Source organism: Flavobacterium sp. ACN6, assembly GCF_002304005.1.
Lineage (GTDB): Bacteria > Bacteroidota > Bacteroidia > Flavobacteriales > Flavobacteriaceae > Flavobacterium.
The window spans coordinates 330,995-345,399 of sequence record NZ_MRCQ01000003.1; the positions used below are offsets into that span (position 1 = coordinate 330,995).

The window sequence follows — 14,405 nt, forward strand, 5'->3', positions numbered from 1 at the left end:
TATGTTTGTAAATAAGAAAAGGGATAAAATCTAATTTTTGATTTTATCCCTTTTCTTATTTATATTTTTCATTTTTTAACTTCTAGGCAAAAAGACCTCGGCCATCATGCATCTCGCACTTCCGCCTCCGCAGGCTTCAATCGTATCAAGACTTGAACTTATAATTTCAGCGTGATTTTCTAACTGGGCAATTTGTTTCGCAGTTAAACTTTGATGAGCAGATGCACTCATTATAAGATATCGCTTATCATCTTTCCCACGAACTTCCAACATATTTCCAGCGAAATTATTCACTTGAGCTTCGGTAATTAAAATGATTTCTTTTTGATCAGCTTTAAGATTATCCAAAACCATTTTGCGTTCTTTTTTATCATCAATACAATCTGCACAAATAACAGCAAAAGTTTCACCTAAGCACATCATTACATTTGTATGATAAATAAGCTTACGCTCGCCATCAACTGTTTGAAAAGCTTCAAAAATAACTGGAGCATAATCAAAATCTTCGCAAAACTCTATAAACAACTCTTCATCTGCTCTTGGAGACAATGCACAATACGCTTTTCCATTTGCTCTATCCAACAACAAACTTCCCGTTCCTTCCAAGAAAATTCCATCTTCCTCTGCAGATGTATAATCCATTATATTAGAAATCTCAAATCCTTTTTCTTCCAAAGTATCCAAAATATCTTCACGACGTTCCTGACGACGATTTTCTGCAAACATTGGATAGAGAGCTACATCTCCATTTTCGTGAAATGAAACCCAATTATTTGGAAAAATACTATCTGGCGTATCTGTTTCTAAAGAATCTTCAATCACAGTAACATCAACACCAACAGCCGTAAGCTTTTCAACAAAAGTATCAAACTCCTGTTGTGCTTTTGCATTTACAGTACTTGGTAATAAACCGTCTAATACTTTTTGGTAATAATTATTTACAGCCGTCTGCTCATTCATTCGAAAAGCAACTGGCCGAATCATTACAATTGCATTTGTTGTTTGTTTCATTTTTTATGTTTTTTTGTTTCAAGTTTTAAGTTTCAGGTTTCACGTCTTGTAAAAAACTTGAAACCTGAAACTTGAAACCCAAAAACTATTTTTAGTCTCTAATTAATGGTAAAGTTGAACATCTCAACAAACCTTCTTGTTTTGCAATTTCTGCATACGGAATTTCCTCTACAGTAAATCCTTTTGAACGAAGCCAATTATTTAATCGGGTAAAATTTTTCTCAGAAACAACAACATCTTTGTCAATCGAAAAGACATTTGAGAACATATTGTACATTTCTTCTCTTTCGATATGAAACAAATTTTCTTTACCAAAAAGATTAACTAAATACAAATAATCTGCTTCTTCGCGGAAACCTCTTTTGTAAATAATTCCTTTATCTTTTCCAACAGGCTGAAAACAGCAATCTAAATGCAGTGCATTATCTCTAGCTTCTAATTTTGATTTAACCAAATCAAATTCCTTTACAATTTTATTAGGAAATAATTCTTTAATAAAATTAACACCGTGCATATTTGTTCTTGCAGTTATATAATCTTTATAATCACTTCCTTTGTAAGTACCTATAAAAATGTGATCATTCCACAGCATTACATCACCACCTTCGATATGAACTTCTTCTGGCGGACGCACAACTTTTAAAGGATCTATTTGATCTATTACATATTGAATTGCATCCAATTCACGTTCACGATCTGGTAAAATATTAGATTTTATAAAAATATCATCAATTACAAATCCAATATCTCTTGCAAAGATCTGATTGTAGTTTTCTATCAATTCAGGGCGATAAACAGTTACATCATACTTTTGAAAAACGGCATTAAAAGCATCCATTTCAGCAACCATATCTTTTTCGATTGGATATGTTCCTGCTTTAATATGTTCCAACGACTTAGGATCATAGGCTTCTTCTAATGAAGGAGTTGGCCCATTATGAACGGCAGAACCCAAAACTACAGCACGTAATCTTGACGTTTCGTTCTTTACATTTAATTGCAACATAACTTTATTATATTTTGGACAAAGATAAAAAAAGCTTTACAGTTAAGTAAAGCTTTAGTTTTTTTATTTGTTAGACTTAAAGTCTCTTAAAGGATGTCCAGTATAAATTTGTCTTGGTCTTCCAATTGGCTCTTTGTTTTCACGCATTTCTTTCCATTGTGCAATCCAGCCTGGCAATCTTCCAATTGCAAACATAACAGTAAACATATCAGTTGGAATTCCTAACGCTCTATAAATGATTCCAGAGTAGAAATCAACGTTTGGATATAAATTTCTTGATTTGAAATAATCATCTTCAAGAGCTGCAGTTTCTAGTTTTTTAGCAATTTCTAAAATTGGATCTTCAACACCTAAAGTTTCTAAAACTTCTTTAGCTGCTTTTTTAATGATTCTTGCTCTTGGATCGAAGTTTTTATAAACTCTATGACCAAATCCCATTAAACGGAAAGGATCATTTTTGTCTTTTGCTTTCGCTAAAAACTTATCAGTATCACCACCGTCTTTATTAATTTCCTCAAGCATTTCAAGTACCGCTTGGTTTGCACCTCCGTGAAGAGGCCCCCAAAGAGCAGAAACACCCGCAGAAACTGAAGCAAATAAACCTGCATGTGAAGAACCTACCATTCTAACAGTAGAAGTTGAACAGTTTTGTTCGTGATCTGCATGAAGAATAAATAGTTTATCTAAAGCATTTACAATTACTGGATTTGCAGAGTAAGGTCCTGTAGGCAATTTAAACATTAATTGCATAAAGCTCTCTACATATCCTTTTGTATTATCGTAATAATTTAATGGATACCCCATTGACTTTCTGTAAGTCCATGTAGCAATCACAAGAAATTTAGCCATTGTTTTACAAATAGCTTCATACATTTCTTTTTCGTTATCAACATTTACCGCTTTTGGATTAAATGCCGTTAAAGCACTTGTTAAAGCAGATAAGACTCCCATTGGATGAGCTGTTTTTGGAAAACCATCAATGATATTTTTCATTTCTTCGTTTACCAAAGAATGTTTTTTAATACCATTTTCAAAATCTTCTAATTGTGCAGCAGTAGGCAACTCTCCAAAAATCAAAAGATATGAAACTTCTAAGAAACTAGCTTTTTCAGCCAAATCTTCAATTGAATATCCTCTGTAACGTAAAATTCCTAATTCTCCATCTAGGAAAGTGATTTCGCTTGTACAAGATCCAGAGTTTTTATAACCCGGATCAATTGTAATAAAACCAGTTAAATCACGTAATTTGTTAATATCGATAGCTGATTCGTTTTCGCTCCCTGTGATTACCGGAAGTTCAATCTTTTTACCATCTATTTCTAATGTAGCTATTTTTGACATAATATCTTGGAAATAATTCTTTAAATAATAATTTACCAAATCTAATGAATTTAAGACTAATTAAAAAAAGAATACTGCTATGAATTTGTTAAAACTCCAAAAAAAAACCATCTGCAAATACAGATGGTTTCTTTTCAATATATAATTTTTACAATTATTTGATTTTAAAAGCGTTTAAACCAGGGAAATAAGCAGTGCTTCCTAATTCTTCTTCTATTCTCAATAATTGGTTGTATTTAGCCATACGATCTGAACGAGAAGCAGAACCTGTTTTAATTTGACCACAGTTTAAAGCAACAGCTAAATCTGCAATTGTATTATCTTCAGTTTCTCCAGAACGGTGAGACATTACAGATGTATAACCAGCATTTTTAGCCATATTTACAGCAGCAATAGTTTCTGTTAAAGTACCAATTTGGTTTACTTTTACAAGGATTGAGTTAGCAATTCCTTTTTCAATACCAGTTGACAAACGAGCAACATTAGTAACAAATAAATCATCACCTACTAATTGTACTTTATTTCCAATTTTTTCAGTTAAATATTTCCATCCGTCCCAGTCATCTTCGTACATACCATCTTCAATAGAGATAATTGGATATTTAGCGGCAAGTTCAGCTAAATAATCAGCTTGCTCCTCAGAAGTTCTGATTTTTCCAGTTTCTCCTTCAAATTTCGTATAATCGTATTTTCCGTTTACATAGAATTCAGAAGCTGCACAGTCAAGAGCAATCATAATTTCGTCACCGAAAGTATATCCTGCTTTTTCAACTGCAAGTTTGATAGTATCTAAAGCATCTTCAGTACCACCAGCTAAATTTGGAGCAAAACCTCCTTCGTCACCAACAGCTGTACTTAAACCTCTGTCATGTAATACTTTTTTCAAACTGTGGAAAATTTCAGTTCCCATTTGCATAGCATGTGTAAAAGAAGTTGCTTTTACTGGGAAAATCATAAACTCTTGAAATGCGATAGGAGCATCAGAGTGAGAACCACCATTAATGATGTTCATCATTGGAACTGGCAATGTATTAGCAGAAACACCACCTACATATCTGTATAATGGTAAGCCTAGTTCATTAGCAGCAGCCTTTGCAGCAGCTAAAGAAACACCTAAAATTGCATTAGCTCCTAATTTAGATTTGTTTGGAGTTCCATCTAAATCAATCATTAACTGATCGATTGTATTTTGTTCGAAAACAGAAGTTCCAACTAATTCTTCAGCAATAACAGTATTTACATTATTCACTGCATTCAAAACTCCTTTTCCAAGATAAGCTTTACCTCCATCACGTAATTCAACAGCTTCATGCTCTCCGGTTGATGCTCCAGATGGAACAGCCGCTCTACCTAAAACTCCATTTTCAGTTATTACATCAACTTCAATAGTAGGATTACCTCTAGAATCAAGAATTTGTCTTGCGTGAACTTTAATTATAATACTCATTATTTTTGTTTTTTATTAATAAATTCTATTTTTTTTTTCGAAATTATAAAAATATTTAATACTATAAACGGATTCTAATTATTAAACACCTTTATTTATTAACTATATCGTTTTAGACTCAGCTAGTTTAATATTCTCTACAAACTGATCGAACAAATAGGACGAATCGTGTGGTCCAGGACTAGCTTCTGGATGGTATTGAACTGAGAAACAATTCTTATTCTTCATACGCATTCCTGCAACCGTATCATCATTTAAATGTATGTGTGTAAGTTCTAACTCAGGATGTCCTACTAAAGCTTCTCTTTTAACAGCAAATCCATGATTTTGAGATGTAATTTCACCTTTACCTGTGAGAAGATTTTTCACAGGATGATTAATACCTCTGTGTCCACCAAACATCTTATAAGTTTTTACACCATTCGCAAGTGCAATTACCTGATGACCTAAACAGATACCAAATAAAGGCTTATCATCAGCTATAATTCTCTTAGCAACTTCGATTGCACCAAAAAGCGGATCAGGATCCCCAGGTCCATTTGACAAGAAATAACCATTTGGATTAAATGCTGTTAAATCTTCATAGGTAGAATCGTATGGAAAAACCTTGATGTAACAATCTCTTTTGGCAAGATTTCTTAAGATATTCTTTTTAATACCCAAGTCTAAAGCCGAAATTTTATAAGTCGCATTTTCATCACCAACAAAATAAGGCTCTTTTGTAGATACTTTAGAAGCCAGCTCTAATCCTTCCATGTCTGGAACATTAGCCAATTCTTTCTTCAAATCTTCAATAGAAGTTCCATCTGTACAAATAACAGCGTTCATTGCACCATTATCGCGAATGTAACTAACTAGAGCTCTTGTATCAACATCAGAGATACAAATTAAATTTTGCTTAGTAAAATAATCCTCCAAACTTCCTGAAGCACCTTCTCTTGAATAGTTAAAGCTAAAATTTTTACAAACTAAACCAGCTATTTTTACACTTTCTGATTCAATTTCTAAATCGTTTATACCATAATTCCCAATGTGCGGATTAGTAGTAACCATAATTTGTCCAAAATAAGAAGGATCTGTAAAGATCTCTTGATATCCTGTCATTCCTGTATTAAAACAAACTTCACCAAAAGTTTTACCGCTAATTCCGATAGATTTTCCGTGAAAAATTGTTCCATCACTAAGTAATAAAATGGCGCTTTTTCGTGTTGTGTATTTCATTATTTAATTTGTATTGTTTTTTTTATCAAGTTTAAAACCATAACAATGGTTATAAATGTAATTAGATATTGTGCAAATTTACTTCTTTAAAGAAGCGCTTCCAAGATTTTTTAAAACTTTCATTAATAAAAATAAAACCTAACATTCTAAATAAGTTACATTTCTACAGGTTTAAAAAAATCAAAAAAAAAAGGATAAACTAAAAATTAGTTTATCCTTGATTTTTATAGAATCATTACTTTCATAATTATTCAGAAGCTTCAGTAGTCGTTTCTGATTCAGCAGCTGGAGCTTCAGGAGTTGTCTCCTCAGCTTTTTTTGCTTTACCACCACGACGGCTTTTAGCTTTTTTAACTTCTTTTTTACCACCATTGTAAAGTTCATTGAAATCTACAAGTTCGATCATTGCCATATCAGCATTATCTCCCAAACGATTTCCAACTTTAATGATACGAGTGTATCCACCTGGACGGTCACCAACTTTAGCAGCTACATCTCTGAACAAGTCAGTTACAGCATATTTGCTACGTAAGTAAGCAAAAACAATACGACGATTGTGAGTCGTATCTTCTTTTGATTTTGTGATTAAAGGCTCAACGAATTGTTTAAGCGCTTTAGCCTTAGCAACAGTAGTGTTAATACGTTTGTGCTCAATAAGAGAACAAGCCATATTAGCCAACATAGCTTTTCTATGTCCAGTCTGTCTGCTTAAGTGATTGAATTTTTTTCCGTGTCTCATTGCTATTTTAAATTTAATCCGCCTAGGCGGATTGAATTATTCTTTATCTAATTTGTATTTAGCTAAGTCCATTCCGAAAGTTAAATTCTTAACAGCTACAAGTTCATCTAGCTCAGTTAAAGATTTTTTACCAAAATTACGGAATTTCATTAAGTCATTTTTATTGAACGATACTAAATCACCAAGTGTATCAACTTCAGCCGCTTTCAAGCAATTTAATGCTCTCACAGATAAATCCATATCAACAAGCTTAGTTTTAAGCAATTGTCTCATATGCAATGACTCTTCATCATACGATTCTGTTTGTGCAATTTCGTCAGCCTCAAGTGTAATTCTTTCATCAGAAAACAACATGAAATGGTGAATTAAAACTTTAGCAGCTTCAGTAAGAGCATCTTTTGGATTAATAGATCCATCAGTTTTAATTTCAAAAACCAATTTTTCGTAATCTGTTTTTTGCTCTACACGGAAATTTTCGATTGCATATTTTACATTTTTTACCGGAGTAAAAATAGAATCTGTAAAAATCGTTCCAATTGCAGCATTTTGTTTTTTGTTCTCCTCAGCAGGAACGTATCCTCTACCTTTTTCGATTGTTAAATCGAAGTTCAATTTGATTTTAGAATCTAAATTACAGATAACAAGGTCTGGATTCAAAACTTGAAAACCTGAGATAAATTTTTGAAAATCACCTGCTGTTAATTGATCTTTACCAGAAACAGAAATAGTAACTGATTCATTATCGATATCTTCAATTTGACGTTTGAAACGTACTTGTTTCAGATTAAGGATAATTTCGGTAACATCTTCAACAACACCTGAAATAGTAGAAAACTCATGATCTACACCTTCGATACGAACAGATGTAATTGCATAACCTTCTAATGCTGAAAGCAAAACTCTTCTAAGTGCATTACCAACTGTCAATCCGTAACCAGGTTCTAAAGGTCTAAATTCGAATTTACCTTCAAAATCGGTTGAATCGATCATGATAACTTTATCGGGCTTTTGAAAATTAAATATTGCCATAAATTTCGACTAAGTCAATTATTATTTGTTGTACAACTCTACGATTAATTGTTCTTTAATGTTTTCTGGAATTTGAAGTCTCGCAGGTACAGAAACGAAAGTTCCTTCTTTAAGATCATTGTTCCAAGTAATCCATTCATAAACATGACTTGAATTTGATAAAGAACGTTCGATAGCTTCTAAAGATTTAGATTTTTCACGAACTGCAACTTTATCACCAGGCTTAAGGTGGTAAGAAGGAATATTAACAACTTCTCCATTTACAGTAACGTGTCTGTGAGAAACGATTTGACGCGCACCTCTTCTAGATGGAGCAATTCCCATTCTAAAAACAACATTATCTAATCTAGCTTCACATAGTTGTAATAAAACTTCACCAGTAACTCCTTTAGTAGCTGATGCTTTTTCGAATAAATTTCTGAATTGTTTTTCTAAAATTCCATAAGAATATTTAGCTTTTTGCTTTTCCATTAACTGAACAGCGTACTCAGATTTTTTTCCTCTTTTTTTAGCCATCCCGTGTTGTCCAGGTGGGTAATTTCTTTTTTCGAAAGATTTATCATCTCCGAAGATTGCCTCGCCAAATTTACGAGCGATTTTGGTTTTAGGACCAGTATATCTTGCCATTTTAAAAAAAATTTAAGGTAGAAATTATGAATTCAGGTCTAATCCTTCGATAATCTATGTTCTACCTTGTTTATACTATAAAAATAAAAAATTAAACTCTACGTCTTTTCGGAGGACGACATCCGTTGTGAGGCATTGGAGTAACATCAATAATTTCTGTAACTTCAATTCCACCGTTATGAATAGAACGGATAGCAGACTCACGTCCGTTACCTGGTCCTTTTACATAAACTTTCACTTTTTTAAGTCCTGCCTCAAGTGCTACTTTAGAGCAATCTTCTGCTGCCATTTGAGCTGCATAAGGAGTGTTCTTTTTAGAACCTCTAAAGCCCATTTTACCAGCTGAAGACCAAGAGATAACTTCACCTTTCTTATTAGTCAAAGAAATAATAATGTTATTAAAAGTGGCAGAAATATGAGCCTCACCCGTTGATTCAACGATAACTTTACGTTTTTTTGCAGTTGCTTTAGCCATATTACTTATTATTTAGTTGCTTTTTTCTTGTTAGCAACAGTTTTTCTTTTACCTTTTCTTGTTCTTGAGTTGTTTTTAGTTCTTTGCCCTCTTAATGGAAGACCAGATCTATGACGAATACCTCTGTAACATCCAATATCCATTAAACGCTTAATGTTTAAAGAAACTTCAGAACGTAATTCTCCTTCAATTTTGTAAAATGAAACAGCTTCACGAATTGCTCCGATCTCATCATCATTCCAATCTTGAACTTTTTTATCTTGGCTTACTTGAGCTTTCTCCAAAATCTCAATAGCTCTACTTTTTCCTAATCCGAAGATGTAGGTAAGTGCAATAACACCTCTTTTGTTTTTTGGGATATCTACCCCTGCTATTCTTGCCATAATTATCCTTGTCTTTGTTTAAATCTAGGATTCTTTTTGTTTATTACGTACAGTCTCCCTTTTCTACGCACGATAATGCACTCGGCACTTCTCTTTTTTACTGATGCTCTAACTTTCATAGTGAATATCCTTTAATATCGATAAGTAATTCTTGCTTTTGACAAATCGTAAGGACTCATTTCTAGTTTCACTTTATCACCAGGTAATAATTTGATGTAATGCATACGCATTTTTCCAGAAATATGAGCAATTACAATATGTCCATTTTCTAACTCTACACGGAACATTGCATTTGATAATGCTTCTATAATTGATCCGTCTTGTTCTATTGCTGATTGTTTTGCCATAAATATATTAAGCTACCGCTTTTCTATTTTTACCAGTCTTCATTAAACCATCATAATGTTTGTTTAACAAGTATGAATTGATCTGTTGAATAGTATCTATTGCAACACCAACCATAATTATTAATGAGGTACCTCCAAAAAACATTGCCCAAGATTGTTGTACATCCATAATACTTACAACAATAGCTGGGAACACAGCAATCAAAGCAAGGAATAAAGATCCTGGGAAAGTTATTAAAGACATCACTTTATCAAGAAAATCAGAAGTTTCAGCTCCTGGACGAACGCCCGGAATAAAACCACCGCTTCTCTTTAAATCATCAGCCATTTTGTTAGTAGGTACAGTGATCGCTGTATAAAAGAATGTAAATACAATTATTAAAGTTGCAAAAACAAAATTATACCAGAAACCAAACATATTACTAAATGCACCAACAATAGATTGTGATGTGTCTGATTTAGACAATCCAGCTACAGCCGCAGGAATAAACATAATTGCCTGAGCAAAAATAATTGGCATAACCCCAGAAGCATTAAGCTTTAGAGGAATCCATTGTCTATTACCTCCTGCCAAATCTTGCTCATAGTCTCCAGTTGTTGTACGACGAGCGTACTGAACTGGAATTCTACGTACTGCCATTGTAAGCAATACACAAGAAATGATAACTAACAGCCACACAATAATTTCAATAACTAATAACATTGGACCTCCATTGTTATTGGTAACACGAGTGGTAAACTCTTGGATAAAAGCTTGCGGTAAACGAGCTAAAATTCCAACCATAATTAACAATGAAATACCATTTCCAATACCTTTATCTGTAATTTTCTCTCCAAGCCACATAGCAAAAATTGTACCAGTAACTAAGATTATAACAGAAGAGAACAAAAATTCAGGAGAATTAAAGCCTAGCAAAAATGCATTACTAGGCAATGTTCTGTATAAATTATAGATATAAGTTGGACCTTGAACCAATGTGATAGCGATTGTCAACCAACGAGTGATTTGATTAATCTTTTTTCTACCACTTTCTCCATCATTTTGAAGTTTTTGTAAATATGGAATCGCAATCCCCATCAACTGAACAACAATAGACGCAGAAATATAAGGCATGATACCTAAAGCAAAAACTGAAGCTTTAGAGAAAGCACCCCCGGTGAACATGTCTAGAATAGATCCTAGACCATTTTTAGTTTGTCCCGCTAAACCAGTCAATTGCGTTGCGTCAATTCCAGGAAGCGTAACGTGTGCTCCAAAACGATATACTAAAAGTAATCCTAATGTAATTAAGATTCTATTCTTTAGTTCTTCGATTTTCCAAACATTACTTATTGATTCAATAAATTTCTTCATCTTAATAGATAAGTTATATAGTTACAGCTTCTCCACCAGCAGCTTCAATAGCCGCTTTTGCAGTTGCAGTAAATTTGTGGGCAGTTACTTTTAATTTTGCTTTCAATTCTCCTCTACCTAAAATCTTAACGATTTCATTTTTAGTAGCTAAACGATTTGCTACGAAATCTGTCATAGAAACAGAATCAGTGATTGCACCGTTATCAACTAATAATTGAAGAGTATCTAAATTAACACCTTCGTATTCTTTACGATTGATGTTTTTGAAACCAAACTTAGGCACACGTCTTTGAAGTGGCATTTGCCCTCCCTCAAAACCAATCTTTTTAGAATAACCAGAACGAGATTTAGCTCCTTTGTGTCCTCTTGCAGCGGTACCACCTTTTCCAGAACCTTCTCCTCTACCTAATCTTTTATTTTGATTGTGTGTAGAACCCTCAGCAGGTTGTAAGTTACTTAAATTCATAACAGTATTTGTTATTTAGCTTCTTCAACAGAAACTAAGTGTTTAACTTTGTTTATCATCCCAAGGATAGCAGGATTTGACTCATGCTCCACAACTTGTCCCATTTTACGTAGACCTAAAGCTTCCAACCCTCTCTTTTGAGAAAGAGGACAGTTGATTTTGCTTCTTACTTGTTTTACTAATAATTTAGCCATAATTTCCTTGAATTAACCTTTAAAAACTTTTTCTAAAGAAACACCTCTTTGTTTTGCAACAGTATGAGCGCTTCTCATTTGCAATAAAGCATCAAAAGTTGCTTTTACTACGTTATGTGGATTTGATGATCCTTGAGATTTAGACAATACGTCGTGAATTCCTACTGATTCAAGAACTGAACGAACAGCTCCACCAGCAATAACTCCAGTACCATGAGAAGCTGGAATTAAAAATACACGCGCACCACCAAATTTTCCTTTTTGTTCGTGAGGAACAGACTGACCATTTAAAGGAATTCTAACTAAATTTTTCTTAGCATCTTCTACTGCTTTCGCAATTGCTTCAGAAACGTCTTTAGATTTTCCTAATCCATGACCAACTACTCCATTTTCATCACCTACAACTACAATAGCAGAAAAACCGAAAGCTCTACCTCCTTTTGTAACCTTAGTAACACGATTAACACTTACTAGACGATCTTTAAGTTCAAGACCACTAGGTTTTACCAATTCTACATTTTTGTATTTAGACATAATATATTAGAATTTAAGTCCAGCTGCTCTTGCGCCTTCCGCTAATGATTTAATACGACCGTGATATAAATATCCACCTCTATCAAAAGTGATGGTATCAATCCCAGCTTTTAACGCTTTCTCTGCAACTAATTTTCCAACAGCAGCAGCGATTTCAACGTTAGTACCTTTTCCTATTTCTTTTTCTCTCGAAGATGCAGCTAATATAGTAACTCCATTTACATCATCAATAATTTGAGCGTAAATTTCTTTGTTACTTCTAAATACAGATAATCTTGGTTTAGCAGCAGAACCGCTAATCGTTTTTCTAATTCTGAATTTAATTCTCTGTCTTCTTTCAGATTTTGTTAATGACATAATCTTATTTTTTAAGCTGATTTACCTGCTTTTCTTCTTAATACTTCACCCACAAATTTAACACCTTTTCCTTTGTACGGCTCAGGCTTACGGAAACCTCTGATTTTCGCAGCTACTTGACCTAAAAGTTGTTTATCAAATGATGTTAATTTTACGATAGGGTTCTTACCTTTTTCAGATATTGTTTCTAAAGATACTTCTGGAGCAATTTCTAAAACAATATTGTGAGAATATCCAAGAGCTAAATCTAATTTTTGACCTTGGTTTGAAGCTCTATAACCAACTCCAACTAATTCTAGTTCTTTTGTAAAACCTTCATTCACACCAATAATCATGTTATTGATTAATGATCTGTATAATCCGTGTTTTGCTCTATGGTCTTTATGATCAGACGATCTTTCTACTTGTACTTGATCGCCTTCAACTTTTACATTTACGTCCGAAAACTCCTGAGTTAGTTGACCTTTTTTTCCTTTTACTGTAATTATACCGTCTTTAACTTCTACAGTTACTCCAGCAGGAACTACAATTGGGCTTTTACCTATTCTTGACATCTTATCTAGTCTTTAAAATTAGTATACGTAACAAATTACTTCACCACCTACATTTAATTGTTTCGCTTGTTTTCCAGTCATAAGACCTTTTGAAGTCGAAACAATTGCAATTCCTAATCCGTTAAGGATTCTTGGTAATTTGGCAGCACCTGCATATTTACGTAAACCAGGTTTACTAATTCTTTGGATATCTTTAATTACAGGCTCTTTAGTATCTTTATCATACTTTAAAGCAATTTTGATAGAACCTTGAACAGTGTTCGTTTCAAATTTGTAACTCAAGATATAACCTTGATCAAATAAGATCTTAGTTATTTCTTTTTTAAGATTAGAAGCTGGAATTTCAACAACTTTGTGGTTTGCAGCCACAGCGTTACGAACTCTAGTCAAATAATCTGCAATAGGATCTGTATACATATGTATTTGATTGCGATTATGGTTTTCAGGAAGCACTCTGCCTCCTGAACCTTTAATCAATTTATAAACTTTTTTAAATTACCAGCTGGCTTTTTTCACACCTGGAATTAATCCATTGTTAGCCATTTCACGGAAAGTTACACGTGAAATACCGAATTGACGGATATAACCTCTTGGTCTACCTGTTAATTTACAACGATTGTGTAAACGAACTGGTGAAGCATTTTTAGGTAATTTTTGCAGGCCTTCATAATCTCCAGCTTCTAATAAAGCTTTTCTTTTTTCAGCGTACTTAGCTACCGTTTTCTCTCTTTTAACCTCGCGGGCTTTCATTGATTCTTTAGCCATGTCTTAATTCTTTTTAAAAGGTAATCCTAATTCAGCCAATAATGACTTTGCTTCCTTATCTGTTTGTGCAGTAGTAACAAATGTAATATCCATTCCTGAGATTTTGTTTACTTTGTCAATATCAATTTCTGGGAAAATGATTTGCTCCAAAACTCCAAGATTGTAGTTACCTCTTCCGTCGAAACCAGTAGCTTTAATACCACTAAAATCTCTAACACGCGGTAAAGCAGAAGTAATAAGTCTATCTAAAAACTCATACATTCTTTCACCACGTAAAGTAACTTTTGCTCCAATAGGCATCCCTTTTCTCAATTTGAAAGACGCAACGTCTTTCTTTGAAATTGTAGATACTGCTTTTTGTCCAGTGATCTTTGTTAACTCATCAACTGCATAGTCAATAAGTTTCTTATCAGATACAGCTGCACCAACTCCACGGCTCAAAACGATTTTTTCAAGTTTTGGAACTTGCATAACGTTTGTATATCCGAACTCCTCTTTAAGAGCAGAGATTACTCTACTCTTATATTCTTCTTTTAGTCTAGGTGTATATGCCAT

21 protein-coding genes are annotated in these 14,405 nt (G+C 33.5%); all 21 read right to left on the reverse strand.

The window, feature by feature from the left end; translation table 11 throughout:
- Nucleotides 1-75 precede the first annotated feature (75 nt).
- The 21 genes from ctlX to rplE all read right to left on the reverse strand — a co-directional run bounded on the left by ctlX (nt 76) and on the right by rplE (nt 14,405).
- Complete coding sequence (gene ctlX / locus BSF42_RS06845; RefSeq protein ID WP_095952355.1) at nt 76-1,011, reverse strand: citrulline utilization hydrolase CtlX; 936 nt, start codon at nt 1,009-1,011, stop codon at nt 76-78.
- 91 nt (nt 1,012-1,102) lie between these two features.
- The gene (locus BSF42_RS06850; protein WP_095952356.1) at nt 1,103-2,017 is read right to left on the reverse strand and encodes a dimethylarginine dimethylaminohydrolase family protein; all 915 of its coding nucleotides are present in this window, start codon (nt 2,015-2,017) and stop codon (nt 1,103-1,105) included.
- A gap of 63 nt (nt 2,018-2,080) precedes the next feature.
- A complete protein-coding gene (locus BSF42_RS06855; RefSeq protein ID WP_095952357.1) occupies nt 2,081-3,358 on the reverse strand; it encodes a citrate synthase in 1,278 nt (425 codons plus the stop codon).
- Between the two features lie 154 nt (nt 3,359-3,512).
- Nucleotides 3,513-4,805: a phosphopyruvate hydratase gene (eno, locus tag BSF42_RS06860; protein ID WP_095952358.1), complete on the reverse strand. Its 1,293-nt coding sequence runs from the start codon at nt 4,803-4,805 to the stop codon at nt 3,513-3,515.
- Between the two features lie 102 nt (nt 4,806-4,907).
- Nucleotides 4,908-6,026 (reverse strand): glutamine-hydrolyzing carbamoyl-phosphate synthase small subunit, encoded by a 1,119-nt coding sequence (gene carA, locus BSF42_RS06865; RefSeq protein WP_095952359.1) that lies wholly within the window; start codon nt 6,024-6,026, stop codon nt 4,908-4,910.
- Nucleotides 6,027-6,273: 247 nt separating this feature from the next.
- Nucleotides 6,274-6,765: a 50S ribosomal protein L17 gene (gene rplQ / locus BSF42_RS06870; protein WP_031456031.1), complete on the reverse strand. Its 492-nt coding sequence runs from the start codon at nt 6,763-6,765 to the stop codon at nt 6,274-6,276.
- A gap of 36 nt (nt 6,766-6,801) precedes the next feature.
- Nucleotides 6,802-7,794: a DNA-directed RNA polymerase subunit alpha gene (locus BSF42_RS06875; protein ID WP_008464329.1), complete on the reverse strand. Its 993-nt coding sequence runs from the start codon at nt 7,792-7,794 to the stop codon at nt 6,802-6,804.
- Nucleotides 7,795-7,815: 21 nt separating this feature from the next.
- Nucleotides 7,816-8,421 (reverse strand): 30S ribosomal protein S4, encoded by a 606-nt coding sequence (gene rpsD / locus BSF42_RS06880; RefSeq protein ID WP_095931494.1) that lies wholly within the window; start codon nt 8,419-8,421, stop codon nt 7,816-7,818.
- 91 nt (nt 8,422-8,512) lie between these two features.
- A complete protein-coding gene (gene rpsK / locus BSF42_RS06885; protein WP_007803677.1) occupies nt 8,513-8,896 on the reverse strand; it encodes a 30S ribosomal protein S11 in 384 nt (127 codons plus the stop codon).
- A gap of 8 nt (nt 8,897-8,904) precedes the next feature.
- The gene (rpsM, locus tag BSF42_RS06890; protein ID WP_095952360.1) at nt 8,905-9,279 is read right to left on the reverse strand and encodes a 30S ribosomal protein S13; all 375 of its coding nucleotides are present in this window, start codon (nt 9,277-9,279) and stop codon (nt 8,905-8,907) included.
- Between the two features lie 2 nt (nt 9,280-9,281).
- Nucleotides 9,282-9,398, reverse strand: a complete 117-nt coding sequence (ykgO, locus tag BSF42_RS06895; RefSeq protein ID WP_002987490.1) for a type B 50S ribosomal protein L36 — start codon at nt 9,396-9,398, stop codon at nt 9,282-9,284.
- Nucleotides 9,399-9,410: 12 nt separating this feature from the next.
- On the reverse strand, nt 9,411-9,626 hold the full coding sequence (infA, locus tag BSF42_RS06900) for a translation initiation factor IF-1 (RefSeq protein ID WP_007136545.1): 216 nt from the start codon (nt 9,624-9,626) through the stop codon (nt 9,411-9,413).
- Nucleotides 9,627-9,633: 7 nt separating this feature from the next.
- Nucleotides 9,634-10,980, reverse strand: a complete 1,347-nt coding sequence (secY, locus tag BSF42_RS06905) for a preprotein translocase subunit SecY (RefSeq protein WP_007803669.1) — start codon at nt 10,978-10,980, stop codon at nt 9,634-9,636.
- Between the two features lie 13 nt (nt 10,981-10,993).
- Nucleotides 10,994-11,446, reverse strand: coding sequence for a 50S ribosomal protein L15 (rplO, locus tag BSF42_RS06910; protein WP_095952361.1), 453 nt, complete (start codon nt 11,444-11,446; stop codon nt 10,994-10,996).
- 11 nt (nt 11,447-11,457) lie between these two features.
- On the reverse strand, nt 11,458-11,640 hold the full coding sequence (gene rpmD, locus BSF42_RS06915; protein WP_056068811.1) for a 50S ribosomal protein L30: 183 nt from the start codon (nt 11,638-11,640) through the stop codon (nt 11,458-11,460).
- 12 nt (nt 11,641-11,652) lie between these two features.
- Entirely contained in the window at nt 11,653-12,177 is a 525-nt protein-coding gene (gene rpsE, locus BSF42_RS06920; protein WP_085949269.1) for a 30S ribosomal protein S5, read from the reverse strand.
- Nucleotides 12,178-12,180: 3 nt separating this feature from the next.
- Nucleotides 12,181-12,531, reverse strand: coding sequence for a 50S ribosomal protein L18 (rplR, locus tag BSF42_RS06925; RefSeq protein ID WP_095952362.1), 351 nt, complete (start codon nt 12,529-12,531; stop codon nt 12,181-12,183).
- An 11-nt stretch (nt 12,532-12,542) separates the two neighbouring features.
- Nucleotides 12,543-13,085: a 50S ribosomal protein L6 gene (gene rplF / locus BSF42_RS06930; protein ID WP_095952363.1), complete on the reverse strand. Its 543-nt coding sequence runs from the start codon at nt 13,083-13,085 to the stop codon at nt 12,543-12,545.
- 18 nt (nt 13,086-13,103) lie between these two features.
- Complete coding sequence (gene rpsH, locus BSF42_RS06935) at nt 13,104-13,502, reverse strand: 30S ribosomal protein S8 (RefSeq protein WP_029272051.1); 399 nt, start codon at nt 13,500-13,502, stop codon at nt 13,104-13,106.
- A gap of 78 nt (nt 13,503-13,580) precedes the next feature.
- Nucleotides 13,581-13,850 carry a 30S ribosomal protein S14 gene (gene rpsN, locus BSF42_RS06940; RefSeq protein WP_031456037.1) on the reverse strand — a complete coding sequence of 90 codons (270 nt, stop codon included), beginning with the start codon at nt 13,848-13,850 and terminating at the stop codon, nt 13,581-13,583.
- A gap of 3 nt (nt 13,851-13,853) precedes the next feature.
- Nucleotides 13,854-14,405, reverse strand: a complete 552-nt coding sequence (gene rplE / locus BSF42_RS06945; RefSeq protein WP_035619635.1) for a 50S ribosomal protein L5 — start codon at nt 14,403-14,405, stop codon at nt 13,854-13,856.

Bases quoted from the DNA above. Each gene is read 5' to 3' on its own strand.
- ctlX (WP_095952355.1), bottom strand. From the start codon at position 1,011: ATGAAACAAACAACAAATGCAATTGTAATGATTCGGCCAGTTGCTTTT.
- BSF42_RS06850 (WP_095952356.1), bottom strand. From the start codon at position 2,017: ATGTTGCAATTAAATGTAAAGAACGAAACGTCAAGATTACGTGCTGTA.
- BSF42_RS06855 (WP_095952357.1), bottom strand. From the start codon at position 3,358: ATGTCAAAAATAGCTACATTAGAAATAGATGGTAAAAAGATTGAACTT.
- eno (WP_095952358.1), bottom strand. From the start codon at position 4,805: ATGAGTATTATAATTAAAGTTCACGCAAGACAAATTCTTGATTCTAGA.
- carA (WP_095952359.1), bottom strand. From the start codon at position 6,026: ATGAAATACACAACACGAAAAAGCGCCATTTTATTACTTAGTGATGGA.
- rplQ (WP_031456031.1), bottom strand. From the start codon at position 6,765: ATGAGACACGGAAAAAAATTCAATCACTTAAGCAGACAGACTGGACAT.
- BSF42_RS06875 (WP_008464329.1), bottom strand. From the start codon at position 7,794: ATGGCAATATTTAATTTTCAAAAGCCCGATAAAGTTATCATGATCGAT.
- rpsD (WP_095931494.1), bottom strand. From the start codon at position 8,421: ATGGCAAGATATACTGGTCCTAAAACCAAAATCGCTCGTAAATTTGGC.
- rpsK (WP_007803677.1), bottom strand. From the start codon at position 8,896: ATGGCTAAAGCAACTGCAAAAAAACGTAAAGTTATCGTTGAATCAACG.
- rpsM (WP_095952360.1), bottom strand. From the start codon at position 9,279: ATGGCAAGAATAGCAGGGGTAGATATCCCAAAAAACAAAAGAGGTGTT.
- ykgO (WP_002987490.1), bottom strand. From the start codon at position 9,398: ATGAAAGTTAGAGCATCAGTAAAAAAGAGAAGTGCCGAGTGCATTATC.
- infA (WP_007136545.1), bottom strand. From the start codon at position 9,626: ATGGCAAAACAATCAGCAATAGAACAAGACGGATCAATTATAGAAGCA.
- secY (WP_007803669.1), bottom strand. From the start codon at position 10,980: ATGAAGAAATTTATTGAATCAATAAGTAATGTTTGGAAAATCGAAGAA.
- rplO (WP_095952361.1), bottom strand. From the start codon at position 11,446: ATGAATTTAAGTAACTTACAACCTGCTGAGGGTTCTACACACAATCAA.
- rpmD (WP_056068811.1), bottom strand. From the start codon at position 11,640: ATGGCTAAATTATTAGTAAAACAAGTAAGAAGCAAAATCAACTGTCCT.
- rplR (WP_095952362.1), bottom strand. From the start codon at position 12,531: ATGTCATTAACAAAATCTGAAAGAAGACAGAGAATTAAATTCAGAATT.
- rplF (WP_095952363.1), bottom strand. From the start codon at position 13,085: ATGTCAAGAATAGGTAAAAGCCCAATTGTAGTTCCTGCTGGAGTAACT.
- rpsH (WP_029272051.1), bottom strand. From the start codon at position 13,502: ATGTATACAGATCCTATTGCAGATTATTTGACTAGAGTTCGTAACGCT.
- rpsN (WP_031456037.1), bottom strand. From the start codon at position 13,850: ATGGCTAAAGAATCAATGAAAGCCCGCGAGGTTAAAAGAGAGAAAACG.
- rplE (WP_035619635.1), bottom strand. From the start codon at position 14,405: ATGGCATATACACCTAGACTAAAAGAAGAATATAAGAGTAGAGTAATC.